The organism is Proteus sp. fly-1067, assembly GCF_040139345.1.
Taxonomy (GTDB): Bacteria; Pseudomonadota; Gammaproteobacteria; order Enterobacterales; family Enterobacteriaceae; genus Proteus; species Proteus vulgaris_B.
The window spans coordinates 137,679-164,243 of record NZ_JBEEUL010000001.1 but is presented as its reverse complement, the minus strand read 5'-3'; the positions used below and the strand labels follow the sequence as shown (position 1 = coordinate 164,243).

The 26,565-nt window shown below is 36.4% G+C and carries 21 protein-coding genes and 4 tRNA genes; 15 read left to right on the top strand and 10 right to left on the bottom strand.

The window, feature by feature from the left end; all coding sequences use genetic code 11:
- Window positions 1-2,045 precede the first annotated feature (2,045 nt).
- From ABN217_RS00740 to cspE, 3 genes are all read right to left on the bottom strand, one after another.
- A complete protein-coding gene (locus ABN217_RS00740) occupies window positions 2,046-2,744 on the bottom strand; it encodes an MgtC family protein (RefSeq protein ID WP_072068540.1) in 699 nt (232 codons plus the stop codon).
- Window positions 2,745-3,149: 405 nt separating this feature from the next.
- Complete coding sequence (dsrB, locus tag ABN217_RS00735) at window positions 3,150-3,344, bottom strand: protein DsrB (RefSeq protein ID WP_109407827.1); 195 nt, start codon at window positions 3,342-3,344, stop codon at window positions 3,150-3,152.
- Window positions 3,345-3,454: 110 nt separating this feature from the next.
- A complete protein-coding gene (gene cspE, locus ABN217_RS00730; protein WP_004243573.1) occupies window positions 3,455-3,667 on the bottom strand; it encodes a transcription antiterminator/RNA stability regulator CspE in 213 nt (70 codons plus the stop codon).
- 455 nt (window positions 3,668-4,122) lie between these two features.
- Here cspE and ABN217_RS00725 point away from each other — a divergent pair, with 455 nt between their 5' ends.
- Together ABN217_RS00725 and ABN217_RS00720 are read left to right on the top strand one after the other, a co-directional pair.
- Window positions 4,123-4,629, top strand: coding sequence for a YlaC family protein (locus tag ABN217_RS00725; RefSeq protein ID WP_196553717.1), 507 nt, complete (start codon window positions 4,123-4,125; stop codon window positions 4,627-4,629).
- A 157-nt stretch (window positions 4,630-4,786) separates the two neighbouring features.
- A tRNA-Asn gene (locus tag ABN217_RS00720) sits at window positions 4,787-4,862 on the top strand.
- Window positions 4,863-5,043: 181 nt separating this feature from the next.
- Here ABN217_RS00720 and ABN217_RS00715 read toward each other — a convergent pair.
- Window positions 5,044-5,637 (bottom strand): NAD(P)H-dependent oxidoreductase, encoded by a 594-nt coding sequence (locus tag ABN217_RS00715; protein ID WP_196553718.1) that lies wholly within the window; start codon window positions 5,635-5,637, stop codon window positions 5,044-5,046.
- 89 nt (window positions 5,638-5,726) lie between these two features.
- A complete protein-coding gene (locus tag ABN217_RS00710) occupies window positions 5,727-6,668 on the bottom strand; it encodes an AraC family transcriptional regulator (protein WP_197269047.1) in 942 nt (313 codons plus the stop codon).
- 297 nt (window positions 6,669-6,965) lie between these two features.
- Here ABN217_RS00710 and ABN217_RS00705 point away from each other — a divergent pair.
- The 6 genes from ABN217_RS00705 (at window position 6,966) to ABN217_RS00680 (ending at window position 10,418) form a co-directional block, all read left to right on the top strand.
- Window positions 6,966-7,041, top strand: a tRNA-Asn gene (locus ABN217_RS00705).
- A 322-nt stretch (window positions 7,042-7,363) separates the two neighbouring features.
- A tRNA-Asn gene (locus ABN217_RS00700) sits at window positions 7,364-7,439 on the top strand.
- 292 nt (window positions 7,440-7,731) lie between these two features.
- A tRNA-Asn gene (locus ABN217_RS00695) sits at window positions 7,732-7,807 on the top strand.
- A 198-nt stretch (window positions 7,808-8,005) separates the two neighbouring features.
- Complete coding sequence (pyrC, locus tag ABN217_RS00690) at window positions 8,006-9,058, top strand: dihydroorotase (protein ID WP_196553720.1); 1,053 nt, start codon at window positions 8,006-8,008, stop codon at window positions 9,056-9,058.
- A gap of 211 nt (window positions 9,059-9,269) precedes the next feature.
- The gene (gene bssS / locus ABN217_RS00685) at window positions 9,270-9,524 is read left to right on the top strand and encodes a biofilm formation regulator BssS (RefSeq protein ID WP_064720401.1); all 255 of its coding nucleotides are present in this window, start codon (window positions 9,270-9,272) and stop codon (window positions 9,522-9,524) included.
- Between the two features lie 291 nt (window positions 9,525-9,815).
- Window positions 9,816-10,418, top strand: a complete 603-nt coding sequence (locus ABN217_RS00680) for a response regulator transcription factor (protein ID WP_349458967.1) — start codon at window positions 9,816-9,818, stop codon at window positions 10,416-10,418.
- 261 nt (window positions 10,419-10,679) lie between these two features.
- Here ABN217_RS00680 and ttrA read toward each other — a convergent pair whose 3' ends face one another.
- From ttrA to ttrB, 3 genes are read right to left on the bottom strand one after another with little or no spacing between them, the layout of a single operon-like run.
- The gene (gene ttrA / locus ABN217_RS00675; RefSeq protein WP_349458966.1) at window positions 10,680-13,760 is read right to left on the bottom strand and encodes a tetrathionate reductase subunit TtrA; all 3,081 of its coding nucleotides are present in this window, start codon (window positions 13,758-13,760) and stop codon (window positions 10,680-10,682) included.
- Window positions 13,753-14,781 carry a tetrathionate reductase subunit TtrC gene (gene ttrC, locus ABN217_RS00670; protein WP_196553723.1) on the bottom strand — a complete coding sequence of 343 codons (1,029 nt, stop codon included), beginning with the start codon at window positions 14,779-14,781 and terminating at the stop codon, window positions 13,753-13,755. The genes ttrA and ttrC overlap by 8 nt, the downstream gene beginning before the upstream one ends.
- Complete coding sequence (gene ttrB, locus ABN217_RS00665; RefSeq protein WP_072068548.1) at window positions 14,778-15,521, bottom strand: tetrathionate reductase subunit TtrB; 744 nt, start codon at window positions 15,519-15,521, stop codon at window positions 14,778-14,780. Before ttrB ends, ttrC begins: the two co-directional genes overlap by 4 nt.
- A 177-nt stretch (window positions 15,522-15,698) precedes the next feature.
- Here ttrB and ttrS point away from each other — a divergent pair, with 177 nt between their 5' ends.
- From ttrS to ABN217_RS00630, 7 genes are all read left to right on the top strand, one after another.
- Complete coding sequence (ttrS, locus tag ABN217_RS00660) at window positions 15,699-17,462, top strand: tetrathionate respiration histidine kinase TtrS (protein ID WP_349458965.1); 1,764 nt, start codon at window positions 15,699-15,701, stop codon at window positions 17,460-17,462.
- A gap of 10 nt (window positions 17,463-17,472) precedes the next feature.
- A complete protein-coding gene (gene ttrR / locus ABN217_RS00655; RefSeq protein ID WP_072068550.1) occupies window positions 17,473-18,075 on the top strand; it encodes a tetrathionate respiration response regulator TtrR in 603 nt (200 codons plus the stop codon).
- A 74-nt stretch (window positions 18,076-18,149) separates the two neighbouring features.
- Window positions 18,150-19,091, top strand: coding sequence for a Kdo(2)-lipid IV(A) acyltransferase (locus ABN217_RS00650; RefSeq protein WP_349458964.1), 942 nt, complete (start codon window positions 18,150-18,152; stop codon window positions 19,089-19,091).
- A 271-nt stretch (window positions 19,092-19,362) separates the two neighbouring features.
- Window positions 19,363-20,571: a multidrug efflux MFS transporter MdtG gene (mdtG, locus tag ABN217_RS00645; protein WP_072068552.1), complete on the top strand. Its 1,209-nt coding sequence runs from the start codon at window positions 19,363-19,365 to the stop codon at window positions 20,569-20,571.
- Between the two features lie 420 nt (window positions 20,572-20,991).
- Window positions 20,992-22,527: a peptide MFS transporter gene (locus ABN217_RS00640; RefSeq protein WP_115349994.1), complete on the top strand. Its 1,536-nt coding sequence runs from the start codon at window positions 20,992-20,994 to the stop codon at window positions 22,525-22,527.
- Window positions 22,528-22,692: 165 nt separating this feature from the next.
- Window positions 22,693-23,472, top strand: a complete 780-nt coding sequence (locus tag ABN217_RS00635) for a PhzF family phenazine biosynthesis protein (RefSeq protein WP_340893390.1) — start codon at window positions 22,693-22,695, stop codon at window positions 23,470-23,472.
- A 108-nt stretch (window positions 23,473-23,580) separates the two neighbouring features.
- Window positions 23,581-23,991, top strand: coding sequence for an acyl-CoA thioesterase (locus tag ABN217_RS00630; protein ID WP_072068555.1), 411 nt, complete (start codon window positions 23,581-23,583; stop codon window positions 23,989-23,991).
- Window positions 23,992-24,221: 230 nt separating this feature from the next.
- On the opposite strand, the gene ABN217_RS00625 is transcribed toward ABN217_RS00630, so the two are convergent.
- Together ABN217_RS00625 and ABN217_RS00620 are read right to left on the bottom strand one after the other, a co-directional pair.
- Complete coding sequence (locus tag ABN217_RS00625) at window positions 24,222-24,539, bottom strand: hypothetical protein (protein ID WP_197269041.1); 318 nt, start codon at window positions 24,537-24,539, stop codon at window positions 24,222-24,224.
- A gap of 130 nt (window positions 24,540-24,669) precedes the next feature.
- Window positions 24,670-26,412 carry a YadA-like family protein gene (locus ABN217_RS00620; RefSeq protein ID WP_197269040.1) on the bottom strand — a complete coding sequence of 581 codons (1,743 nt, stop codon included), beginning with the start codon at window positions 26,410-26,412 and terminating at the stop codon, window positions 24,670-24,672.
- Window positions 26,413-26,565 lie beyond the last annotated feature (153 nt).

Below are 26,565 nucleotides of genomic sequence, written 5' to 3'. Positions count from 1 at the left end.
ACTTGTATAGCCATACCTTTTCAATGTAAACAAAACAAAATAAATACGATCAAAATAACATCTTATTGATTACTCCATTATCATCAATACAAACGATAAAATATCAAATGTTACTTTTTATCGCTGAAACTAACTTTTATCGTAATTTGTTTTGCTCCTAAAAATGATGAGTATTGTTTCACTTTCCCTTCCCTTCTGTGTTCAGAACCTTCATTTCAACCTAGCTAGCACAAGTCTTAATGCATTACAGAGCCAAAAGTGCTGATATTAAGTAACACCATTGCTTAACAAAAGTTGATGTTGACAGAGTTAGGCGCAGACTGACATTTAAATATCGTTATATTTTTATTTAGATAACTAAAATACATATCTAAATATTCAGCTCCACTTATCACTAATTTAGCCCTTATTATTACCCTTTTTTGAGTAATTTTAGGTTTAAAAAGGCATTTCCTCTTCATAAAAAGGTAATAAAAATATTGATATATCTAAGTAATCTAGATCTATATCTCATTTATTAGATCAAGCTTAAAAAGCAATAACAAGGTTCCATCATTTACGCCACAAAAGTGTTCTGTTTTTCGTGAAAAGAAAAATCAGTAAAATATTGTAACTTTATTTTTCAAATCGAAAATAATTGAGATTATTCATGCCGTGAATACAAATACTTTGTGTATTGCTTTCAGTTCTATTGAAATGAGCCTATCTTTTTGAGATAGCTATCGTGAAATGTTTATCAACTTTTTTTTGATGACATACTTTTTTAATTAATGGTAGTTCGAACTTGTTTTTATCTTTTTAAGTAAATCAAAAAAGGTCAATATCTAATAATCCTTTATATTTATTTTCGGAATAAATGACAATGGCATAGCTATTTCACTCTAAGATAATTCTCTTTCTGTAATAAGTAAGATTTACATCCTTGACAAAGTTACAAATAATAAACTCATGAAATTATTATTTTACACTAAGAAATGCTTGGTATGCCTTTTCTATTCTCATTATAAGATTACTTATTGGTATCATTTTTTCTACATGCTTTTTACAAAAAAAATTACATTCTTTCAAAAAAATTTGTACATCACTGATGAGCAATTATAAACAACATTACTCGGCCATTCATCAGCTTTGCTGTAGCGGGTAAAACTAGCCATTTAACACCTCTTGGCCTACTTTCTCTTAACACTAATTTGGTTAAATTAAAAATATTACTCAAAAATTGAAACTTAAATCAAACCTGATAAAAAACATTGATATATATTTCGCCAAATACATTGAAATAATTTGAGAGTATTATTTAGGTATTAAAAAAATTCCTAGTATAATCAATAGAAAACACGCTTTTCGATCCGAAATTCTATACTGCACTAAGCCCCTTAATAACGATTTTTTGTCCTACAATACACCTAAGTGCCTCATTTAATAAGTAAATAACTAGTGGCAAACGCTTACTTGATTTTGATGATCATCGTTTATTCAAAATAAAATAAAGAGTGATAAATCAAACCAATCTGAAATCAATAATTAATAAAAAAGAGAAACCATATCAAATACGCTTAAACTCTATTCAGTCATTTTCGCTTAAAATTCACAATATACGGGTTAACCACAATATAAATAATTGCATATTAATCAAATTACATAAAAATGAGTGTTTAAAATAAAACGAAAATAATTCCCTTATCTTACTGTGTCTTCTTAATTAACCAGTTATGAATAAAAAAGTTCTATTTTTTTATCCCATAGAGTAATAGTTACATTGATAATAATTACATTAATAAAATACTTTATTTTTATATATCAGTAATAATACTTAATACATGATACAGATCTCACTATTCTTCAATAAGGTGCTTAGTTTTAAAATTAACCATTACGTCTATTTGCTCACAAGAAATATGGTTATATGCTTATAACTTTCTATAACATTTATATTCTCTTTAAATTATTTTTTAATATCTTCCCTATATTAAGGGAACAAAAAACTCCCTATATAGAATATAGAGAGTCATCATAAGAGATACATTTACTCAAACTATTGTCAGTTAAGCAGGGTGTTCAGCTGCAATTTTCCAATTAATCGCACTTACACTTTTTTCTAAGCTAACACGACAAACAATGGCTTCTATCTCTTTTTGTTCAACTGGAGTTGCCAGCAACTCTGCACAAACTTCTAGCTGGCTAGGCATCAATGTATCTGCACTACTCAAAGATTGTAATCGAACATGTAAACCATTTATTGCTTGTAGAATAAGGGTTCTAACCAAAACTTCATCTTCTTCATGACAAATAATTCGAATTGAGTAACGTTGCTCAATATCTATTGCTTGGTGTTGTGGTTGAGCATTAATACGTTGAGCGGCTTCCCGTAATAAAATATTGGCACAAAGTATAAGAAGTGTTGCTATAGTCGCCAATTGATACAAACCTAAACCGCATAACACACCTATTCCCGCAGAACACCAAAGTGTTGCCGCTGTGTTTAATCCTCGAATATTCATTCCTTCACGCATAATTACACCTGCGCCCAAAAAGCCTATTCCCGAAACTACTTGAGCCGCTATTCGGCCTGGACTATCAGGTGAAGTCTCGATTGAACTTAAGATAAAAACAGCCGCTCCGGTGGCAACGAGTGCATTCGTTCTTAAACCAGCCATTCTTTGTCGCCATTGACGCTCAGCCCCAATCAAAGCACCAAGACACATGGCAATCACCAAATTTAAAATATAAGGTGTCATCGTCATGTTTATTTCCTCTACATGATGATTAAAAAATAAGTATGAAAATTTATCTCTAAATGTTCAGAGTATTAGAATTAATGTATCAACCTAGGTGGAGGAAATAGAGAGAAAAAAATGTAGCACATGCCTTTACCTTGTTTATTAGTAATATAAAGGAAATTTTTTGGGTAAGTGCAAACACAGAAATATGTAAGAAAGGAATATTGCAATGCACTGCCCACCAAAAATGGTAAGCAGTTTTAATGAAGAAAACAGCCTACCTATCGATTTGAATAAATTTATTTTGAGTTAACTGAGTTACTGTTAACCTACAACTTTGCGTATCCAAGGTGACTTCTCCTCACTAAAATTTAGCAAAAGTATAAGTAGCTGATTTAAAATTGTAAATGAACCGAACCTAAACACAAATCACTTTTCTTGTATTGGCCTAACAAATGTCCCTTCACCACCCTCTTTTTCATTAAAAAACCAAATTCCTTTTGGATATTCAGGGAGTGATACTAAATACATAATACCTTCGTTAAATTCTTCAATAAGTAGGATGATCCCTTCACGATCGTCAACACCATCCGTTTTCACAACAACCTTATCATTAATCTGCATTTTCTCTCCTGATAAATATTATCATTCTCTTTTTGTTTATTTTACCCATAAAGAAAAAGCCTGCCACCATAAGGTGACAGGCTTGAAGAAAATTTTTAAAAGGCTTTAAATTACAGAGCTGTTACGTTAGCAGCTGCTGGACCTTTTGCACCGTTTTCAATTGTGAATTCTACGTTCTGACCTTCAGCCAGAGTTTTGAAACCGTTACCTTGAATGGCAGAAAAGTGAACGAATACGTCTTTGCTTCCGTCTGCTGGAGTAATAAAACCAAAGCCTTTAGACTCGTTGAACCACTTAACTTGACCTTTCATTTTGTCAGACATGTGACTTTCCTATATATCAATAAAACGTTGCCTTCTCGGCATCTACTGGCCTGAACTACCTATAACTTATGGGCACACATGAAGAAAACGGTCAAAAAGCGATGCTGTTTAAAACTCATTAACTTAGAATGTCAATCATAAATCAGGTCTGTATTGAGGCCTTACTCATTAACGCATGAGACAAGTTTAATAGCAATAGTTTTATGCGTCTAAAGATTAAAAAAATGCGAATTGCACATTAAAAATACAATTCTTCCTCTATTTTTATCACTGTGTATAAAATTTATTTGATATTTTATCTCTATTATTAACAACAACTAAGAATAATCTTAATGGCATTACAATAACAGTTAATCTCAGAATTTAAAAAAACTGTTCTACCTGCTTATCTTGTCTCCGTGATAATCTAGCAACAAGAAACAAGTTTGCAACATTCATCTCTTAAGGTGTTTACAATGAATGTATTAAAAGAAATCTTAGAGCGTGATTTAGACCGGATCAATAAAGCTGAAAAAAGAGACGGAAAACCACACTTTAATAGTCAATTTTTGAAAAACCATATCTGGTTATGTATCAGCATGGTTCTCTCTTATATATTACTTGCTGCATTACTTATCTACTCTCCTTATTTTGGCATTATTTCACTGGTGCTTTTTACTTTAATGTTCCTAGTGATGGCCGGAGTATTGCTATTTGATATTAAGCCTATCTATAAATTTGAAGATATTGGCGTACTTGATTTAAGAGTTTGCTATAACGGTGAATGGTATACCTTTGAGAAACTGTCTGATGAAGCAGTAAATGAAATTCAGCAACATCCCGCAATTTCACCAAAGATAAAAGAAGACATTCGAGAGATTATTAGTAAAAAACAAGAAATTCATTTTTATGATGTCTATTTGATGGCATTCGATCCTGTCCAACAATCTATTTCGGCATCACAATTATCACCCCAATCTTGATCCATTCTCCGTGTTAACCGTAAAGACACGGAGAATAACTTCTATTATTTAACCACTTTGTCGATAAACCAACCAAACAGATATTTAATCTACTTTTAGCGTTGACACCCTGATATATCATCGTTATTATGCGCCTCGTTCTCAAGAAGAACACGCTTCCTCCATAGTTCAGTCGGTAGAACGGCGGACTGTTAATCCGTATGTCACTGGTTCGAGTCCAGTTGGAGGAGCCAAATTTAGAAAAGCCCGCACTGTCATAGCGCGGGCTTTTTGCTATTAGCTATCCCATCAATATTTTCTATTAAAGTCAGCCACGTTTCCTCATCTTTTAATTTATCTTTTTCATTTCTACCGCATGTGGCTGTTTAGACCTCTTGTAAATAAGAAATAGCCAATAAATACACTTGGCTAAGTTTAATGATACAAACCAATAATTTCTTGTTCTAAGTGCTTTTTATACGCCTGAATATCTTTTTCAATTTGTGGTTGTTTTACCACATCAAACATTCCGAAGGTTTTCAATCCTTCCATGCCTAAAAACTGATTTGCTTTGTGGAATGGAAAATACACAGCATCAATACCTTTTCCTTCAAAGAATTGTTCTTGTTCTTCAAAAGATTCAAATGGCGCATTCCAAGTCACAGAAAGTAAGTATTTTTTACCTTGTAGCAACCCTCCCGAACCATATTTCTTTGAAGGATCTTTTCGTGTGCGACCATCATCAATAAATAGTTTATCGCCACCGGCACTAAATACATCATCAATATATTTTTTTAAGATCCAAGGACCTTCCATCCACCATGCTGGCATTTGATAAATAATAACGTCAGCCCATAAATATTTATCAACTTCTTCATCATTATCGTAGCCATCATCAATACGTGTTGATTGCACATTTATCTGATGTGAAGATAGCAATGTCGTCGCAACTTGCGTTAAATGATCGTTGAGTTTTCCTTCAGAACCATCAAATTCTTTTGATGCATTAATAATAAATACGTTAGCCACTTCAAACTCCTTTATATACCAATATCTAATAGCATGACTGTAACGCAATCATTCATTATTGCTTTAACTCATTTCTCCATTATTCTTGCCTAATAATCCAAAGATACCCTTTCAGTGTCAGATTCTTTTAATCGTTGGATATCTTTTAAAGGAGCTAGACCAAATAATCGATGATATTCACGACTAAATTGTGATGGGCTTTCATATCCCACTCTAAATGCGGCTTCAGAGACGTCTGCCATTTCAATTAACATAATGCGTCGGGCTTCATTAAGGCGTAGCCATTTTTGATATTGTAATGGTGTCATACCCGTTCGGTTTTTAAAGTGGAAATGAAATGAAGAGGTACTCATTCCTACTAATGTGGTCAAATCTTCAATGCGAATAGTGTCTTGATAATGCAACTTAACCCAATCAAGCGCATGATTAATTTGACGGCATTGAGGGTGTTGCGATGCTAATAACTGCTGCCTAGCCCCACCATTTGATCGTAATAAGTAATAAAGGATCTCTTTTTGGATCAAAGGAGCAATGAAAGGCACATCCTCTGGTGTATCAATCAGTTTAATAAGCCTAGTGACTGCTTGTAATATTGGTGCTGTGACGGGAACGACTTGTTGAGCTCTATGTTGATTGCTTTCTTGCAATAATTCAAATCGATTTTCAGCTAACAATTCAGGCAATAAAGAGAGATCTAATTTAAGTAAAATAGCTAAAAATGGTGCCTCTTTAGAGGCTTCACAAACTTTAGCAAAAGTAGGTATATCAGATGATGTCAAAAGCATATTCATAGGGCGATAACAATTTGTTTCTAAGCCTATTGTTATTTGTTTTGCACCTTGAGCAGCAATAGCCAAACTTGGCTCATACATCCACCCTTCTGATTCTGTCGTTGCTGTATAATGACACAACGCTAATCCAGAAACAGCCGTATCCCAACCTCCTTCCTTATCTTTCGTATGGGAAAGGAGTGTTTTTTTAAATTCCTCGAACTCAATTAAAATTGGCGTTGATAAATCGGTGATGTTCATAGTCTCTGGATCTTCTCTTTAACCTCAGCATTCTTTACATTGTATTATTAAACAGTATGAAAAACTTTCTTTTGAAAAGACCTCTTTGTGCTTCTTATCGACTTTAGAATTACACCGCATAATAGAAATATCTTATTGTACATGGCATCTACTGATAACCATTTATTTTTTATACATTTTTATCAAAAAAGAAACAACTTGATGCAGTCTTGAGCAAACGGTATTTTTTTTCATTTTTTTACTTTACAAGGTGACAAAGGATAGCTATTATTCGCCTCGTTCTCACGAGAACACGCTTCCTCCATAGTTCAGTCGGTAGAACGGCGGACTGTTAATCCGTATGTCACTGGTTCGAGTCCAGTTGGAGGAGCCAAATTTAGAAAAGCCCACACTGTGATAGTGTGGGCTTTTTGCTTTCTAGCCTTTTATTTTCTTCTTTGGTTTTACTGGCCTCTTTTTCTCTAAGTTTTATCAATAGTTTTCTATAACTTAATGACTAATAAAAACACTCGTTTTCATGTTTTCCATTTTACCTAGTGTGATTTATTGAATATTTTTATCTTAAAGTAGCCTTATTTGATTTAAAACCTATAAATTAGTTATTTTTTAACCACTTAAACTGTTATTTCACTTTTTTTACTTTACAAAGCTCATCACCCTCGCTATCATCCTTCTCGTTCTCAAGAGAACACGCTTCCTCCATAGTTCAGTCGGTAGAACGGCGGACTGTTAATCCGTATGTCACTGGTTCAAGTCCAGTTGGAGGAGCCAAATTTAGAAAGGCCCGTGCTATTATAGTGCGGGCTTTTTGCTTTCTATCATCCGCATGATCCAATTCCCTCTCTTTTCCGTTAATGTATTTTTTTAAGATCTCCATTTTTTACTGTTAAACACTTCATCTCCTTATTTTTATTCGTTATTGCAAAAAACCACACCTCTTTATAAGAGCATCCGTTTTAGAAACGTACGAAATGTTGCTTATCTACGCACTTAAACAAATATCGAGGATTGTCCTTTGACATATCAAAACTACCGCTATATGATACACGCCACTTAGTGTTATTCCTCCATAGTTCAGTTGGTAGAACGGCGGACTGTTAATCCGTATGTCACTGGTTCGAGTCCAGTTGGAGGAGCCATTTCTATTTGTGTCACCCTCGTAACCTTTTGATTTTATTCTCTGTTTTCCCTTACAATATTCTATAATACATAATAAAAAATACGATTAAATGGTAGCTATTTAATCGTTTTCGTATTAGCATTCGTTTCCGGCTTGACTACTTAGTCCAATCCAATCCTTGATCTTTCGATTTTCCTAAGACACACGGAGCCGGTATATGACCACTGCACAACCTATCACCCTCACTATTCGCCGTCCTGATGATTGGCATGTTCACTTTCGTGATGATGACATGCTAAAAACCGTTGTTCCTTATACCAGTCATTATTTTGGCAGAGCTATTGTCATGCCAAACCTCGTTCCACCAGTTACAACTATTGAAGCAGCTCGCGCTTATCGTGATCGAATTAAAGCAGCTATTCCTGCTGGTGATAACTTCGAACCTTTAATGACTTGCTATTTAACAGATAGCACACTGCCTTCAGAAGTTGAACAAGGTTTTTTACAAGGTGTTTTCACTGCCTGTAAGCTTTACCCAGCAAATGCAACAACGAACTCAAGCCATGGTGTATCTGATATTACAAAGATTTATCCAATCTTAAGTGTGATGGAAAAAATCGGTATGCCATTGTTGATCCACGGCGAAGTTACTGCTTCACATATTGATATTTTTGATAGAGAAGCGCGTTTCATTGATAACGTCATGTCCCCTGTACGCAAACAATTTCCTGAGCTAAAAATAGTTTTTGAACATATCACAACCAAAGAAGCGGCTCAGTATGTGCTAGAAGGAAATGAATTTCTCGGTGCCACCATTACTCCGCAACATTTGATGTTTAACCGTAATCATATGTTGGTTGGCGGTGTTAAGCCTCATCTCTATTGTCTACCAATTCTTAAACGTAATGTTCACCAAGAAGCATTAAGACAAGCAGTAGCATCTGGAAATTCTCGCTTTTTCTTAGGAACAGACTCTGCACCACATTTGCAACATCGAAAAGAGTCCTCTTGTGGCTGTGCGGGTGTATTTAACGCCCCTACTGCATTAGCCGCCTATGCAACCGTGTTTAAAGAACTTGATGCATTAGCGCACTTTGAAGCATTCTGTTCACTCAATGGTCCACGTTTTTATGGGTTACCTGTAAATGAAGGCACCATTACGCTAACAGAAAAAAACATTGAAGCACCTGCGCAAATTCTTTGTGGTAATGAAGCACTTATCCCATTCCTAGCGAATGAAAATGTTCACTGGGATATTAGTGTCAATTAATCTCACCCCTTGATATTCTTCTAAAATGCACCATATAACATTTGTTCGGCTGTTAATGGTGCATTACTCTTTTATCAGAGCCAGCACACATTTTTTTGTTACAACAAAAATTTATCTTTTTAATCATGATAAATCTCGTATACTGAAAAGTAACCACATTGCGTGGGAGCTTCTCTCTTAGTCAAAACCGGCTGTATGATTAGGAGGTATTATGAGTAGAAAAAATGAAGTTATACAGACACATCCTGTTGTAGGCTGGGATATCAGTACCGTTGACATCTACGATGCCATGATGTTGCGTTTACATTATCTTCCTGAAAACGAACATCATCCAGAAAATGCAGTTGTAGATAAGACACTTTGGCTCACAACAGACATAGCTAAACAGTTGATTCATATTCTTCAAGCAGGTATTGATAAAATTGAGTCATCTGAAGATTCTGTTTCAGACAACACCAAGCATTAATAAAAAGATCGACAAAAAGATAGCGAACGCAAAGCAGGAGTACAATGTACTCCTGTTCTCATTTTTATCATTCCGCATAATAATTTCTTATATATTATCTATTCATAATTTTCATATTATGAGAAATAACTAACAACATTAATAAATAAATCATCATTTAATACGAGAGTAATAATAATTATTTTATTCGATATATCTTAAAAAAAATAACATATAAGCCGAATTGACATAAAATGAAGTTATCTTTATTTTAATAAATTAATAGAATAGCAACAAACAAGGAAGTTATTTGTGAAAGTATTAATTATTGATGAATGTTTCTTTACTCGTAACGGTATAAAGCATTATTTCTCCAAAAGAAATATAAGACATGAAATTATTGACGCATCATCTATACAAGAAGCTAATAATTATATTAATCATTCTATGCCTGATATTATATTCATTGACCTTACCCGATATTGCCGAGAAATAGCACACTGCCAACATTTGCAACTCTTTTTCATTTTAACAAGAAATTGCCGACTTTATCTCTACATTGATGCAAACTATCCTGACAAGGAAAGTCCTATCGCATTGACAAATAACTGTTTTATCCTTCCCAAAAGAGTACTTCCTTGGGTGCTTGAAAAAACGTCTTTATTCACATCGCGATGCCAAGTATTTTTTCCAACATATAAACACTCTATGTGTTCTATTTTCAGCACACAAGAGCAAAAAATTATTAATTACTGGATGAACGAATTGCCTAATCACCAAATAGCTAAAAAGCTACGTATTAGCAATAGCACAGTATATTCACACAAGAGACATATTACTGAAAAAATTAACGTAAAAAATAGAATTGAGCTATTTTTCATATATAACATTTTAAAATACATATATGAAAAGTAGTCTTATCCCTTTAAATTATAAAATAAAGAAAAGAAAAAAGGAGTCCACTTCCTATTATTACTCTCTGTAAATGTGGTGACGAATAGGCGTGTTGACCACCTTAAATTCATTATAATACTATGTATGTAGGGTACATATGATATTAAAACAATTAAACTAATATTATGTATATTTTATAATATAAAAAAACTATTCACTTTGTTATCACTTCACTCTCCATCTTAAAGAGTGAAGTGATAGATTAAAGTTCAAGGCAAATAATTAAGCGATACGTTCAACTTTAGCAGGTAAACCTTGACGAACAGAGGCACCAGATACCCAGTCTAACCAAGTATTGGTTATCTCTCTTGTTGGATCAGCAAACCCTAAATCATTAAGATTGATACCATTACCAATATCTTTATCCATCGGTAAAGGTTGTTCATCTAAGTAATGTTGACGAGAGCCTAATTCTTGATGCCCATAACCATGTTCAATCGCTAAAACACCTGGCATCACACCATCGAGTAAACTAATCTCAGCTTCAACTTGCCCACCAGGTGTTACAATACGAACCTTATCACCATGATTAACTCCCCATTTTTTACCATCTTGAGGATTAATTGCGACCAAATTACTCGGTTTCACCATTCGTAAACGTTGTATCATACCCGTAGAGCTACTCACGACATGAGACTTAAAGGACATTAGTTTTAATGGCCATTGATTTTCAGGATAGTGCTGGTGAATATCACTACCATCTGAAAGACGTGGTGGATAATAAGTTGGGCAACCACTATAACGCTCACCCGTTATTGCATGATGATTTTTCGCAACTTCTTCATTCCAAATTTGTAATGGTTTCTTCCACTGAGGTCCAGTTTCATCACCATTCCATGCTTTGTCATAAGGAGCAAAACGACCGCCTCGGGTGTAAATATATGCAACACGCAATACTTCTTCATTTTTTAATGTGGAAGTTATTGCTGGCAAAATTCGATCAACACCACTCAGTAAAATATCTTCATTAGTTGCAGGTGCAACCGGTTTTTCACCCATAAAAGCCATATTAGCCGCAACACGTAAATAGTAATCTTCTGCACTGTTGATTGGATAGAAATTTCCATCCATATCTTCAATAGCTTTATCACCAAAGCCGGGTAAATCTAAGGCTTTGGCAATAGCAATACAGAATGTTTCCATTGAGATTGGTTGGCCTTCCGCTGTTTTAGCAACTCGAGGTTCAATAATCGGCCAACGTGCGGTACTTGCTTTCACTTGAACACCAGACCAAGGCGCGCTAAATCCCCAACTTTCAAAATTGTGTGTATCAGGCACGATATAGTCTGCCAGCGCGGTTGTTTCATTCATAAAAGCATCAATGCCGATAATTAAAGGCAGATGCTTCGGATCTTTAAGACGCTCTTCCATTACTTGACGAATACCAGCGATCCCATAAACAGGATTGGTCATATTCGTGATCCATGCTTTTAATGAATAAGGATAACCCGCTAATGCAGAACCTAGTTGCTCAGTTAATTGCCCTGCTGCAAACGGATACCAAGGCGCTTTTGCCGGATATGGAGATTCCCCTTTCTCTACACGCTCACGATATTCATCGGATTTTTCATAGGCAGCTTTACTACGCGATAACACCATACCTTTTGGCTTCACTTTACCCTTAAAGCTATCCATTTTGTAACAAGGGCCATCTGTTGCACCATTAAATTTACCGCCACCAACAGATACCCCACCTTTAAGGTTTAAGTTACCTATTAGTGCATTGAGCATGATCACGCTCCAAGCAGTATAAAAACCATTTCCTCCCATCATACCGCCATGAGAGATAACAGCAGCTTTTCGTCCATAAGCGGTGAATTCACGGCCTAATGCGGCAATGGTCGTTTCTGGTACTTTACAACGCTCGCTATATTCAGCCAGTGTCATACGTTTAGCCGCTTCATCAAGTAATTGGAAACTTGATTTTACCGTCACTTCAGCGCCTGTTTTTAAAGTGACTTTATGCGTAGCAAATAATTGTGCTTTATCGACTTGTGTCGCAGGAACTAATTCACCATCTAGTGATAACACTAAGTTTTGCTCTTCCCCCTCAGCAATATCATTAAAATGTGCCGTGGTGAGCATTTGTCCTGAAAGTGGATGTTTTTCATCACTGATCACAAGGTGAGTCGCATTTGTCCAGCTCTTCTCACCCACATTTTTCATTGAAACTTCGCTTGGCACTGACAGATAGTCTGCATTGTAGCGCTTATTTTCAATGATCCAGCGGATCATTCCCATCACTAAAGCGGCATCCGTTCCTGGTTGAACAGGAACCCAATGCCCATGATCGTTAGCTAATGTTGTTGTTAACGGTAAAGCAGGTGCAACAACCACATAATTAAACGAGTCACGAATACGTGCATTAGCTAATTGGCGACCTTGGCGCTTAAATGGGTTACCTGATTGTGCTGGTGATGTTCCTAAGAACAGTGCAAATTCAACGTAATCCCAATCTGGTTTAACGTGGGCGTTTTTATCTAAATCGTTCATTAACGCACCAGAACCAGCACGATACGCTAATCCACAATAAGAGCCATGAGCACCAAAGTTTTTACTACCAAATGAATTTTGAGCAAAGCGACGAATAAACGTATCACGCCCATCATCACCCGCATTTGTCATTAATAATTGGTTAGCTTTAGGGCCTAATGAGGGTTGTTTGGGATCAATAAGAGTGTCTAAATCACGGATCGCACGTAAACCATCAACATGACCTTCTCCAAACAAATCACCGCCTTCAACAATTTCTTGGATCAATTGTTCAAAGCTAATGCGTTTCCATTTACCTTCACCCCGTTTACCGACTCGTTTCATCGGTTCAAGAATGCGAGTTGGGCTATCAAGGCTTTCCATCATGGTTGCACCACGCGCACAAGCCGTAGAGCGATTTTCTAACCCACTTTCACCCCCCATTTTTTCAAATGCTTCTTTAATTGGCATGTTGTAGCCAAAATGATGATCATGAGAAAGTGGATGATAAGGGTTACCAGCAATACGTAATACTTTATTGTTTGCTCGATCAACACGAGCACGAACACCGCATTGCGTCCAACAACCAAAACATTGGGTCATACAAACAGATTGATCAGTATTCGCTTGCCAATTGCTCTCTTTAACAACCTTACCTTCAGGTAATAACGAGTTACCATTGATCCTATCAAGTGTCACTTTACCCGATGTGCCATCAACTAAACCATCTACGGCACGTTTAGCAACATCACGGTAGCTGGCAGCAAATGCGGCAATACCACCGATAACTAATCCACCTTTAAGCCATTGACGTCTTGTAAATTTAGCCATGCTGCACTCTCCTGACAACCCAACGAATACTTTCTCTAAAGATGATGGTTAACGCTATCCACAATCCAAATGTTCCAACGATTGCCATCAGTCCATCATTGCCTAGCGTAAACTCATAAGGATTTGTAATAATGTTATATTTTGGAAGATACTGCGCACCCATCAACATTAACCAGCGTAATACCCACGCAAGCCCCATTGATACAAATGCCATCATGGTAATAAATGCAACCGAACGGGCTTGTTTTGCCATCAAAAGTCCCATCGCAACAGAGATAACCCATAGTACGATAACGCCCATAGCACTCCACCAGCCAAGACTTCCCATTGCTAATTGTTGTCTAATGGCTTGACCTGAAATAGTATCGCCAGCAACCCAAAAACCCGTACATACTGCTAATAACATTAATGAACTTACAAACCACATCGCTAATTCACGTTGATGTATAGGTTCACGGCGCGTTCCTAATGCCAACAATGTTGGTAGTACTTGCATTGCACTAAAGAACAGAAGGATCGGTAACCAATAGGTATACAGCACAGGTCTTGCTTTTAAGATAGAGGCTTCGCGCCCTGTATATAACAGCAAACCAATTGCAGTTAATGAGCAAGCTAATGCAACCCAACGTGTTAATTTATATTCACGTTTCCACACTAAGCGAACAACCATTGCCGCAAAGTAAAGCATGCTAAACGCCGAGAATAATGGCAGTAATATTGAACCCCATGCCATCCACGACCACGGTGTTGGATAAGCATAAAAGTGCCATACACGTGCGGTCTGGTGTAAATCTGCAGTTAAAGCAAGCGGTGCTGTAATACCCGCGGTTACTGCAATAAATACCGCAACAGCTTCTAAACGTTGATTACCGGCTCGGCCTTTCCAACACTGCCAACAGGCGTAAAGTGTTGCACTGCAAGCAATACCAATAAAAAAGAAATACTGCACAGCCCAAGGCAACCAAAAATATTCTTGCGGGATCGCCATGACTTCTTGAATTTGAGAGACTTGCGAGATCATGAGTGAACCTCCTGCTGCCATAATGCTGGTTGTCCTTGACCTGCTAACGGTTGTACAAATGCATCATCGAGGCCGAGATAGAAAACTTGTGGCAATGTGCCACTTTCTGGTTTTAATACTTTCAGCTCTTTTTCATGTGTACGCAGCATTTTGCTGATAGTGCTATTAGGATCTTTCATATCACCAATAATACGTGCGCCACCAACACAAGATTCGACACAGGCTGGCAATAAACCGACTTCAAGGCGATGCGCACAGAAAGTGCATTTATCCGCAGTTTGTGTTGAGTGATTAATAAAACGTGCATCGTAAGGACATGCTTGAACACAATAAGCACAACCAACACAACGTTCATTATCAACAACAACAATGCCATCTTTACGTTGGAAAGTTGCTTGGACAGGGCAAACTGGGACACAAGGCGGTTCATCACAATGGTTACATAATCTAGGTAGTAAGACGTTAGTTATCCCTTCTTGCCCCTTGATAGCAACCTGATATTGGTTTACTGTCGTCCTAAATTGCCCTTGGGGTGTTTGATTTTCAATATTACAGCTCACAGTACAGGACTGGCATCCTACACAACGGCGTAAATCAATCAGCATGCCATAGCGTTTATCTTCCGAGCCTTCACGACGCTCAGGTGATAATTTAATGCCGGCTTCAGCTAAAGGAACCAGTGAAGCACCTGCAGTAAGGACCCCTAATTGTTGTAGAAATTTTCGTTTTCCAAGATCCATATTTGTCTCCAGCATCACTCAACAACACAATCTCACAATGAGTGAAGGAAATAGAAAGTAAAAAGTATGTGTTTTGTTATAAGTGCATTGTAAAAATTACTGAAGACAACACCTATTGTGGTTTACCACATACTGGGTATGAACTTGATCCAAAACAATATTTAACATTAGATATTTATGACGATAAAACAGACAATTGGGATAAGAAAAGCAGTAAGTATCGGATTATTGCTACTCTTTTTTGTACTACCTCTACATGCCATTGCAAAAGAGTGGAGCATTGGCGTCTTAGCTTTACGGGGGGATGCTTCAACACAAAGACACTGGTTGCCTCTTGTTCAAACATTAAATGAACAATTTCCTTCAGAAAATTTTGTGTTAGTTCCCTTAAATCTGGAAGAAATGAAGCTAGCAGTAGCGAAAAAAAATGTTGATTTCTTGCTAACAAACCCTGCGCAATTTATTCAATTAGATAATGCTTTTCCATTACGCTGGTTGCTCTCTTTACGCTCTGGTTATGAGCCTGACAACACAACACGAAATGTGATTGGTAGCCTGATTTTAGTTCGTAATGACAGCCCAATTACGTCTGTTCACGAGCTAATAGGAAAGCGTGTTGGTGCCATTGCTCCTGATGCTTTTGGTGGTTATCTTTTAGGTTATAAAGCACTACGCGAAGAAGGTATTGATCCCGATAAAGATTTCACATTACGTTTCACCGGTTTTCCCGCCGATGCCTTGCTTTATCTCTTACGAGATGAAGATATTAACGCGGCAATTATTCCCGTTTGCCTACTAGAAAATATGGATAATGAGGGATTGATTCGAAAAAGTGATTATCGCCCAGTGATTTCCTATCAAACTAATACGCCGTGTTTAACTAGTACCCCCCTATATCCTAATTGGTCATTCGCCGCATTAGACACTGTGCCTGATGAGTTAGTTGATAAAGTAACTCGCATTTTACTCACAGATGACAGTAAACCCATGAAATGGGGAGCCCCTGCGTCACATACACAAGTTGAAAACTTACTCAGAGAAGTCAACCAACATCCTCGACAACGACAACTTTGGCAAGATGCAAAAAGCTGGGCAATCCAACACCAATTTATTATTGGTCTTTCGTTGGCGGCTATTCTTTTTCTTATTTTAAACCAAGTGTGGATTAGTTATTTAGTAAGACGTCGCAGTCAACAATTAGAGCATGCACATAATCGATTAAGGCAGCAAAAAGAAGAATTAGAACATGCTCAACGCTTAAATATATTGGGGGAGATGGCTTCAGGATTTGCCCACGAACTTAATCAGCCTCTTTCTGCCATAAAAAGTTATGCACAAGGTAGTGTTATTCGTCTTAAAAAAGAAAATGAGTCACACCCGCTATTACCTGCATTGCAACAAATAGACAAACAAGCACAACGCGGTGCTGATATCATTAGAAATCTACGTTTATGGGTTGGAAAACAGACACCTAACACAGATACAATTACGCTTTCTCATCAGAATATCGCTGAGTGTATCCACCATATTTGGAAACTTTTACGTGTAGAAGAAAAATACCCACAAGTTTCACTGAAAACCAATGTTGATGAGCATGATACTCTGTGTTTACCTGAAACCTTATTCGAGCAAATTTTATCGAATTTAATCACCAATAGCCTGCAAGCAGGTGCGAAACACTTGAAGATAAGTACACACAAAGCACCGGATAGATTGCTTGTCGTTATTGAAGATGATGCAGGCGGAATGAGTCATAGTCAGCTTGAACAACCTTTTTCTCCATTCCAAACAACAAAAACGGAAGGGCTTGGATTAGGTTTAGTGATTTGCCAACGATTACTACTTTCTCAAGGTGCGGATATTCACATTGAAAATCAACAAAATGAGCAAAATAATATCGGATTAAAAATCACACTTATTTTCCCTAATAAAAATAAATAACGGAGAAAAAATGCCCACTATTCACCTTGTGGATGATGATCTTGCAGTCACTGATGCTTGTCAGTTTTTATTAGAAAGCTTAGGTTATTCAGCCCATGTTTGGAATGATAGCGAATTTTTTATCAACAATGTCAATCTCTATCAACAAGGGGTTGTGCTATTAGATATGCGGATGCCAAAACCTGACGGTAGACAAGTCCACCAGCATTTAATTGATAAGCACAGCACACTTTCTGTGATTTTTTTAACGGGCCATGGTGATATTCCTATGGCTGTGGAGGAGATCAAAAAGGGAGCTATTGATTTTTTACAAAAACCCGTTGATAGCAATGCACTGCTATCTGCCTTAGATGCCGCATTTCTTGAAACAAATATCCGTTTTACAGCACATGATATTCGTCGTCGCTATGCATCATTAACCCCAAGAGAAAAAGACATTGCTTATTATGTTATTCAAGGTTTAATGAACCGAGAAATCGCTGAAGTTGCTTGTGTTTCAATAAGAACTGTTGAAGTTCATCGAGCCAAAGTGATGGATAAAATGGCCGCAAAAAATATTGCTGAATTGGTGACTGCATTACAAGGCATTGAAATAATTTCACCTAATTTATGACAAAATTTCTTATCTGCGCCAAAAAGTGTCACAATATAAGATATTCATTGGAAAAATAGTAAATAGATAGGCTTATGATAAAGTCACCTCCATTTAAAAAATCATTTTTGCAGCCTAAGTATTGGCTGACTTGGTTTGGGATCGGATTACTCTATATTCTGGTTCTGCTTCCTTATCCTGTCATTTATTGGCTAGGTACACGCCTAGGCCGTTTCTCTAAAGTTTTTTTAAAAAAACGACTCCAAATAGCGGAACGAAATATTGAACTTTGTTTTCCACAAATGCCAAAAAGTGAGCGAGAAGCCCTAGTTAATAAAAATTTCGAATCCGTTGGTATGGGATTATTCGAAACTGGTATGGCGTGGTTTTGGCCAGATTGGCGTGTCAAACGTTGGTTTAAAGTCAGCGGGATTGAAAATATTTCCAAAGTGCATGAAACTGGGAAAGGCATCTTACTTATTGGGATACATTTTCTTACTCTTGAACTTGGTGCTCGTATTTTTGGTATCTATAACCCAGGAATTGGTGTTTACCGCCCTAACGATAACCCTGTTATGGACTGGCTACAAACATGGGGTCGATTACGCTCAAATAAATCGATGATCGACAGAAAAGATGTCAAAGGCATGATACGTAGTTTAAAAGCGGGTGAAATTGTTTGGTATGCACCTGACCATGATTATGGTCCACGGAAAAGCGTTTTTGTACCTTTGTTTGCTGTTGATAAAGCGGCAACAACAACAGGAACTTATATTCTGGCAAGAACCAGCAAACCTGCATTAATTCCATTTACACCCAAACGCTTACCTGAAGGTAAGGGTTATGAGCTAATTATTTCTCCGGCTGTTGCTGATTTCCCCGTTGATAATGAGGAAAATACTGCTAAAGCGATGAATAAAGTGGTTGAACAAGAGATTTTACGTGCGCCAGACCAATATATGTGGCTGCATCGCCGCTTTAAAACCCGCCCAGAAGGTGATGCTTCTTTATATAACGAAATAAAGAAAGTACATTAATCACAAAGTGGCTGTTTTATTCCAAAGCAGCCACTTTGTAATATGACAACACGCTGATACAACAATAATAAAATCAACAACAGCACACGCTGTAAACTCCTGCAAAAAACATTATAAGAGCAAGACCTATCGCACTTATTCTGTATCATGGCTATATTCTTATTCACTATAAATAAGAAAACCGATGCGTTGTCATAATATTCAACGTCACTACGGTTATGTTCAGCCTATTTTCTTGGTTTACTCTCTCGTTCTCGGCTAAAGGAGTAACATGGATCTCAAGCCCCGAAATAATTCTTGGAAACGTAATCTTTATATTGTCTGGTTTGGTTGTTTTCTAACTGGCGCAGGTTTTAGTTTGATTATGCCTTTTCTTCCTTTATATGTTGAAGAATTAGGTATAACCGATCATGAAGAACTTAACCTTTGGACGGGTGTAGCATTTAGTATTACTTTTCTTTTTTCTGCTATCGCCGCCCCTTTCTGGGGAAAATTATCTGATAGGAAAGGTCGAAAATTAATGCTATTACGCTCTGCCCTTGGCATGGCCATCGTCATGGTATTAATTGGTTTTGCACAAAATATATGGCAATTATTGGTATTACGTGCCTTGCTAGGTGTATTAGGTGGCTTTGTTCCTAATGCTAACGCATTAATTGCAACTCAAGTTCCTGTCAAAAAAAGTGGTTGGGCATTAGGGACCCTTTCAACAGGTGCCGTAAGTGGCGCTTTAATTGGTCCTTTAATTGGAGGGATGCTTGCTGACCTCTATGGTTTGCGCCCTGTATTCTTTATTACTTCAGCGGTTTTATTTATTTGTTTTTTAGTCACCCTCTTTTTTGTGAGTGAAAACTTCACGCCTGTTTCTAAAAAAGACGCACTAACCACAAAACAAGTTTTTTCATCGCTTAAAAACAAAAGACTCGTTGTATGTCTATTTTTCACCACAATGATAATACAAGTGGCAACGGGCTCTGTTACGCCTATTTTGACACTTTATATCCGTGAATTAACAGGATCGGTCAGTAACCTTGCCTTTATCAGTGGCGTTGTTGCCTCTGTACCTGGTATTGCTGCACTTATTAGCGCCCCTCGCTTTGGTAAGCTAGGCGACCGAATTGGCCCTGATAAAGTCCTTATTTTTACCCTCGGGCTCTCTATTTTTATGTTAATTCCAATGGCGCTGGTCAGTAATTATTGGGAACTTGGTGCGTTACGATTTTTACTTGGCGCAGTTAATGCGGCCATGTTACCTGCAGTACAAACGCTTATTCTCTATAACATTACCCCTGCTATTGCTGGTCGAATTTTTAGTTATAACCAAGCACTAAGAGATGTTGGAAATGTTACAGGACCGTTAATGGGTGCTTTTGTTGCTGCAAGCTATGGATTTAGAGCTGTTTTTTATTTCACCGCAGCTGTTGTCTTTTTTAATCTAATTTATTCTTGGTTAAGCTTTAGAACGCCACAAGAAAAGTAGTCAAAAAATCCACAAATAAGATCAGTTAATAGTTTTTTTTCTTCAAAAAATTACACTTTTACATTTAAAGGCCTAATTGTTACTTTTTTTATTCTATTTTTTGTAATTTATTGTTTATTAAGAACATTCTTAACACCCATTTGTTAAGACCTCTAAAACTTTCTTGTCCTCTTTTTTCAAAAAATTGCAAGGTTAACTATTGCAAAATGAGATTTTTATCGACTTTTGCACCAAAAAATGGTTTATAAAGTATTAAATATACTTTTAGTCGCTAAATTCTGACAAAAGTATGTTAAAAATATATTAATTAAATGCAGTGAATACTGATAACAGAATGAAATAGTTTTGTTTCATCACTTGCTAATATTTTGTTCTTTTTACTTGCAAACGACCTGTAGAGGTTTTTTTTGGGAATTTAAGATGCAATCTACTCACTCAAAATCTAGCCGAACTTTCTTTGGCCACCCATATCCATTAAGCTCCCTTTTCTTCACTGAAATGTGGGAACGCTTTTCTTTCTATGGTATTCGCCCATTATTAATTCTATTTATGGCGGCAACCGTTTATGAGGGTGGCATGGAAATCCCCAGAGAGCAGGCTTCTGCTATTGTGGGTATTTTCGCCGGTGGTGTTTATTTAACATCGCTACCTGGAGGTTGGCTCGCTGATAACTGGTTAGGTCAACGCCTAGCTGTATGGTATGGCTCTATCTTTATCGCATTAGGGCACCTATCCATCGCACTTTCTGCGTTTTGGTCACAAGATCTGTTCTTTATCGGTTTATTACTGATTGTATTAGGTACAGGGTTATTTAAAACCTGTGTCACAGTGATGGTAGGAACCTTATATAAAAGGGATGATACTCGCCGTGATGGTGGATTTTCCTTATTTTATATGGGTATCAATATGGGCTCATTTATTGCACCACTCATCACGGGTTTCTTAGTACGTGATTATGGCTGGCATTGGGGCTTTGGTATCGGTGGGATTGGTATGCTTGTTGCGTTACTGATTTTCCGCTTTTATGCAGTACCGACCATGCGTCGTTTTGATAGCGAAGTTGGTTTAGATTCAAGCTGGGATCGCCCAACGGTTGTTCGTCGTAATGTCGGTCAATGGGTTTTAGCGTTATCTGTCGTTCTTATGGCAATTGTTGGCCTTATTATTTCTGGTGTTATTCCTTTTAACCCAGTTGCTGTGGCTAACTTTATGGTCTACGTGATTTCTGGTAGTGTTATCGCCTATTTTATCTATTTATTCCTATTCGCTGGATTAAGTAGTAGTGATCGTTCTCGCTTATTTGTTTGTTTCCTTTTATTGGTTTCAGCCGCCCTTTTCTGGTCTGCATTCGAACAAAAGCCAACATCATTTAACTTATTTGCCAATGACTATACAGACTTAAACTTTATGGGTTTTGAGATCCCAGCAGTTTGGTTCCAGTCTGTAAACGCGCTGTTTATTATTGTTCTTGCTCCTGTCTTTAGTTGGTTATGGCCAATGATGGCACGTAAGAATATGAATTTAAGTAGCATCACTAAATTCGTGATTGGTATTTTATTTGCAGCAGGTGGCTTTACCGTCATGATGTTTGCATCTGAGAGCGTTATCGCAACAGGACAAGGTGTTTCACCACTTTGGTTGATTGGTAGCATCTTATTGCTGACATTAGGTGAATTATGTCTAAGCCCAATTGGCCTTGCCACAATGACTATTTTAGCTCCAGCAAGAATGCGTGGGCAGGTCATGGGACTATGGTTCTGTGCAAGCGCATTAGGTAATTTAGCTGCTGGTTTAATGGGGGGGAATATTCGTCCAGACAAATTGGATGTTATGCCTGATTTCTTCTCTCATGTTTCTATCGCTCTGGTTATTTGTGCCATTGTTCTTGCTGCACTGATTATTCCAGTTCGTAAGATTTTACAAAGCGCAGATAGCAAAGAGAAAGCACAAGCTTAATTTCACTTGTTCGTTATTGAAGCCATGCCTCATCTACTTTTAGGCATGGCTTTTTGCTTTTATACCCTGTTATTTAAAGGTGATTTTTATATATTGCACCTAGTATTTAAAACACTTAATCTCATTATCTTCTATTTATTGATAGTTTATCACTAAGGTAATGCGATGACTGTTCTTCCTATCTATTATGTTAATGCCTTTTCCTCTACACCTTTTTCAGGAAACCCCGCAGCTGTCATTTTGTTGGAAGAATGGTTGCCTGATGCCACCTTAATTGCACTTGCCAGTGAGATTAATTTACCTGAAACCGCCTTTTTAGTAGATAATCACATTCGCTGGTTTACACCCAAAATAGAAGTACCATTATGTGGGCATGCCACATTAGCCACCGCATTTGTATTAAAGACGATTAAACACGTTCCAGATAATTTATTTAAATTTCATTCACTTTCAGGTGAGCTCACCGTCTCTTGCCAAGACTCATTTTTTACGCTTGATTTTCCAACCATTCCTGCGACGTTAAATAACAGCATAAAATCACAACTAGAAACACAACTTAATTTAACCATCAATGAAGTTTGGCAAGCGCGTGATAGATATGTTTGCTTTTTGTCTGAACCAGATCAAGTGATTAATTATCAACCTGATTTTTCTCAAATAGCACAGTTAGATTTACCTGGCGTTATTATTACTGCAAAAGGAGATAAACCTTTTGATTTTATTTCTCGTTTCTTTGCACCGGTAAAAGGAGTAAATGAAGATCCCGTTACTGGCACGTCTCACTGTGTCTTAGTTCCTATTTGGAGCGATAAGCTCAATAAAAAACAATTACATGCAAGACAAGTCTCAAAGCGAGGTGGAAATATCGACTGTGAATTAAAAAATGGCCGTATTCTACTTACAGGTGATGCTACTCTTTTTCTAGCAGGCGAAATTACCTTTTAATTACTGACGACATTATCAGCCATTCATCTACTTTGCTTTCAATTTACTCTATTTTATACTGTGGGGAATATTTCCCTACAGTATCAAAAAGAAGAAGGCTTTATTGTTATGTCTATCTCTGACTTATCTCCTGAACTGCAAGATAAAATCAAAAATTCAGTTACTCGTGTTTCTAAAGTTATCTTTCCCACCACTACTAATCATCACTCTACACTCTTTGGTGGTACTGCATTAGCTTGGATGGACGAAGTCTCATTTATTACCGCCACACGCTTTAGTCGTAAACGCCTAGTGACTGTTTCAACCGAAAAGATTAACTTTAATCACCCGATCCCATCAGGTACGATTATTGAACTTGTAGGTGAAGTTATTCGTGTTGGACGTACTAGCTTAACTGTTAATGTCTCTATTTTTCTGGAAGATATGTACGCAGAAGGACGAGAAGAAGTGATCCATGGCCAATTTAATTTTGTCGCTGTCGATAATGCCGGTAAACCCACACCATTATTCGACAAATAGCTTCGTATAAAGAGTAAAATACCTCTTTTTACCTGCCTTAATTAAAAAGTACATGATTTTATTATGTCGTAAATTATTCTTAATAATAACAAGATATTAAAATAATTAATTCAAATGGATATTTTTCAATCAAAAGAAAATTTTCAATAAAATCAACAACAAATAAGATTAATAACATGTAAGACAATAGTTATCCACAGTTAATGTGGATAACTACATTAAGTCAAAACCTAGAGAACACAGATTTTAACTACCGCGAATTCAATCTGACAAACAGTTAATTTTTTTCCTTTATCAGAACTCTCTGCAATCACAATATCGATAAACTGTGAATATTTACGCCCTACTTCCTGAGCAAATTCAATTGAAGGCTCTATCAACAATATTGCACCTATAGCATCAAGTTTATTTGGGAAATCAACAGGTGAGGCTATTTCTGCTACAGATTTCATTTTAGTTTCTGCTATTTCTTGCGCTTTATCTGTTGCAGCCTGATTAACTCTTATCTGCTTTTCACAAACACCACCGCCAGAATGAAGATAGATCATAATTTACTCGTAATATAAAAAAGGTTGTCATCTTTATTATTCAAAGCTACAGCATAAAAGCCAGCTTATAAATAGAAAAATAACAACCCTATTTCAGCTTCACGCCTAAACGGCACGATATAACATAAAGTTACCAACCATAAGAAATACCACCACCCACAACACCGCGATCTTCTGTATTCCATGAAGCTGAAACACGAATAATGGCACTTTCTGTTATTTGATACTGGGCGCCTGTTGCAAGTGCATTAGCATCTCGATAATTACCAACCCCCACACCTAAGCTAAAAGTGTGAGCCGTCACATAGGGAATATTCGCCATAGCTGCAACGGAAGCAATACCAGCACTTGCTCTCTTATCTGCCTTATCAATTTTATTATCCATATTTTTCAGTGCAATATCGTTATCAATAAAGATGTTCTTAATTTTATTATTGGTATACTCATTCGCAATAGAAATAGAGTCATGTTTTGATCTTTCGATATATTCCTTCAACGATTCATCTCTCTCACTAATAATGTTGTTAGTGATATTAATATACTCATTTCCCTTTTGAGTAATATACTTCTCACGCTCCTTTGTTATTTTTTCATTATTTTTACCAATAAGTCCCTCCATTCCCGACGCTATTTTACTAATTTCTATATCCGTATAACTATTAGCACTTTTTTCTGATGCTTTAACTTTCCCTTCTGTTGATATCGTAATTTCATCTCTAACATTACCAATGTGCTCAACTATTTTTACATCATGCTCATTAACTTTAAAATCAGTATACTCTTTACCACTATTTTCAATTTCAATAAATCTATCATTTGTGTAATTTTTAATATTACTTTCAGATTCACTAATTTTTTTATTAGTATGCTTTTCTATTCCTTCTTTTATATCATTGACTTTATCATCAGTATAAGATTCCACACCAGCTTTCATTTCTGAAAGCTTATCTTCAGTATAAAGATAAAATTCATTTTTTTCTTCATTAAGATAATTAATAATAGTATCTTGATGTTCTTTTATTTTACTATCGGTATATTGATTTGATTTTTTATTTGCATCATCAGCTAATACCTTTGCTTTAGATTCACTTTGTTTTAATACAGCTTCACTTGCTTTAGAAATATCATTTTGTATTACTTTATTATTTTCATTTATTTGAGTTGTGGTTGCTTTGAGTAACGCATTTTTTTCTTGCTCAATTTTATCATTAATAACAATATTATTGTCATTAATGCGCTTATCAGCTTCAATTAGAATATTATTTTTCTCTTCTTTCAGCTGAGAAACATTCACAGCATCTGTATCTTGTGTTCCTGCTGCAACATTAATAATTTGTCGTTGATTTGTATCACTCCCTATCGATAGCGTATTATCTCGATTATTACTGCTTTTATCGCCTAATATAATTGCGTTATTCGCTGTTCCTGTTGACTTACTTCCAATAATCACAGAATTATCTGCACTATTAGAAAGACGGCTACCACTTCCTAAAATAACACCATTTTCAGCATTATTTATTGCACCTTTTCCTATACTAATGGCGTCTTTATTTTCACTATATGCCTGAGAGCCAATAGAAAGAGATCCTTCACCAATTGCCATAGCTCCACTTCCTAATGACAATGCATTATCACCAATTGCTGTACTTTTATGTCCAATTGCAGTTGCATTGATCCCTTCAGCACCCGCATTAGCACCAATTGCCGTTGATTGGTCTGAATGTGCCCACGTATTATATCCAACTGCTGTCGATTCATTACCATCTGCTTTACTATTTCCACCTAATAAAGTGGTATTATTGGCATAAGAATATGTAGATGAAAATAATATAATAGCCAATAATTTTATTTTGAAACTGATATTACAAATCATATTTATATCACTCCATAATTAATAAACTCATATATAGAGTAATATGTATTTTATTTTTTACACATTATATATTTTATAAAAAATTAATTTACCAAGGAAACTCCATTGCAAATGAATAATAACTTCATCATATAATTATAATATAAATAAAAA

Bases quoted from the DNA above. Each gene is read 5' to 3' on its own strand.
- dsrB (WP_109407827.1), bottom strand. From the start codon at position 3,344: ATGCAGATTAATGATAAGGTTGTTGTGAAAACGGATGGTGTTGACGAT.
- pyrC (WP_196553720.1), top strand. From the start codon at position 8,006: ATGACCACTGCACAACCTATCACCCTCACTATTCGCCGTCCTGATGAT.
- bssS (WP_064720401.1), top strand. From the start codon at position 9,270: ATGAGTAGAAAAAATGAAGTTATACAGACACATCCTGTTGTAGGCTGG.
- ttrR (WP_072068550.1), top strand. From the start codon at position 17,473: ATGCCCACTATTCACCTTGTGGATGATGATCTTGCAGTCACTGATGCT.
- ttrS (WP_349458965.1), top strand. From the start codon at position 15,699: ATGACGATAAAACAGACAATTGGGATAAGAAAAGCAGTAAGTATCGGA.
- ttrA (WP_349458966.1), bottom strand. From the start codon at position 13,760: ATGGCTAAATTTACAAGACGTCAATGGCTTAAAGGTGGATTAGTTATC.
- ABN217_RS00630 (WP_072068555.1), top strand. From the start codon at position 23,581: ATGTCTATCTCTGACTTATCTCCTGAACTGCAAGATAAAATCAAAAAT.
- mdtG (WP_072068552.1), top strand. From the start codon at position 19,363: ATGGATCTCAAGCCCCGAAATAATTCTTGGAAACGTAATCTTTATATT.
- ttrC (WP_196553723.1), bottom strand. From the start codon at position 14,781: ATGATCTCGCAAGTCTCTCAAATTCAAGAAGTCATGGCGATCCCGCAA.
- ABN217_RS00650 (WP_349458964.1), top strand. From the start codon at position 18,150: ATGATAAAGTCACCTCCATTTAAAAAATCATTTTTGCAGCCTAAGTAT.
- ABN217_RS00635 (WP_340893390.1), top strand. From the start codon at position 22,693: ATGACTGTTCTTCCTATCTATTATGTTAATGCCTTTTCCTCTACACCT.
- ABN217_RS00625 (WP_197269041.1), bottom strand. From the start codon at position 24,539: ATGATCTATCTTCATTCTGGCGGTGGTGTTTGTGAAAAGCAGATAAGA.
- ABN217_RS00725 (WP_196553717.1), top strand. From the start codon at position 4,123: ATGAATGTATTAAAAGAAATCTTAGAGCGTGATTTAGACCGGATCAAT.
- ttrB (WP_072068548.1), bottom strand. From the start codon at position 15,521: ATGGATCTTGGAAAACGAAAATTTCTACAACAATTAGGGGTCCTTACT.
- ABN217_RS00640 (WP_115349994.1), top strand. From the start codon at position 20,992: ATGCAATCTACTCACTCAAAATCTAGCCGAACTTTCTTTGGCCACCCA.
- ABN217_RS00740 (WP_072068540.1), bottom strand. From the start codon at position 2,744: ATGACGATGACACCTTATATTTTAAATTTGGTGATTGCCATGTGTCTT.
- ABN217_RS00710 (WP_197269047.1), bottom strand. From the start codon at position 6,668: ATGAACATCACCGATTTATCAACGCCAATTTTAATTGAGTTCGAGGAA.
- ABN217_RS00620 (WP_197269040.1), bottom strand. From the start codon at position 26,412: ATGATTTGTAATATCAGTTTCAAAATAAAATTATTGGCTATTATATTA.
- cspE (WP_004243573.1), bottom strand. From the start codon at position 3,667: ATGTCTGACAAAATGAAAGGTCAAGTTAAGTGGTTCAACGAGTCTAAA.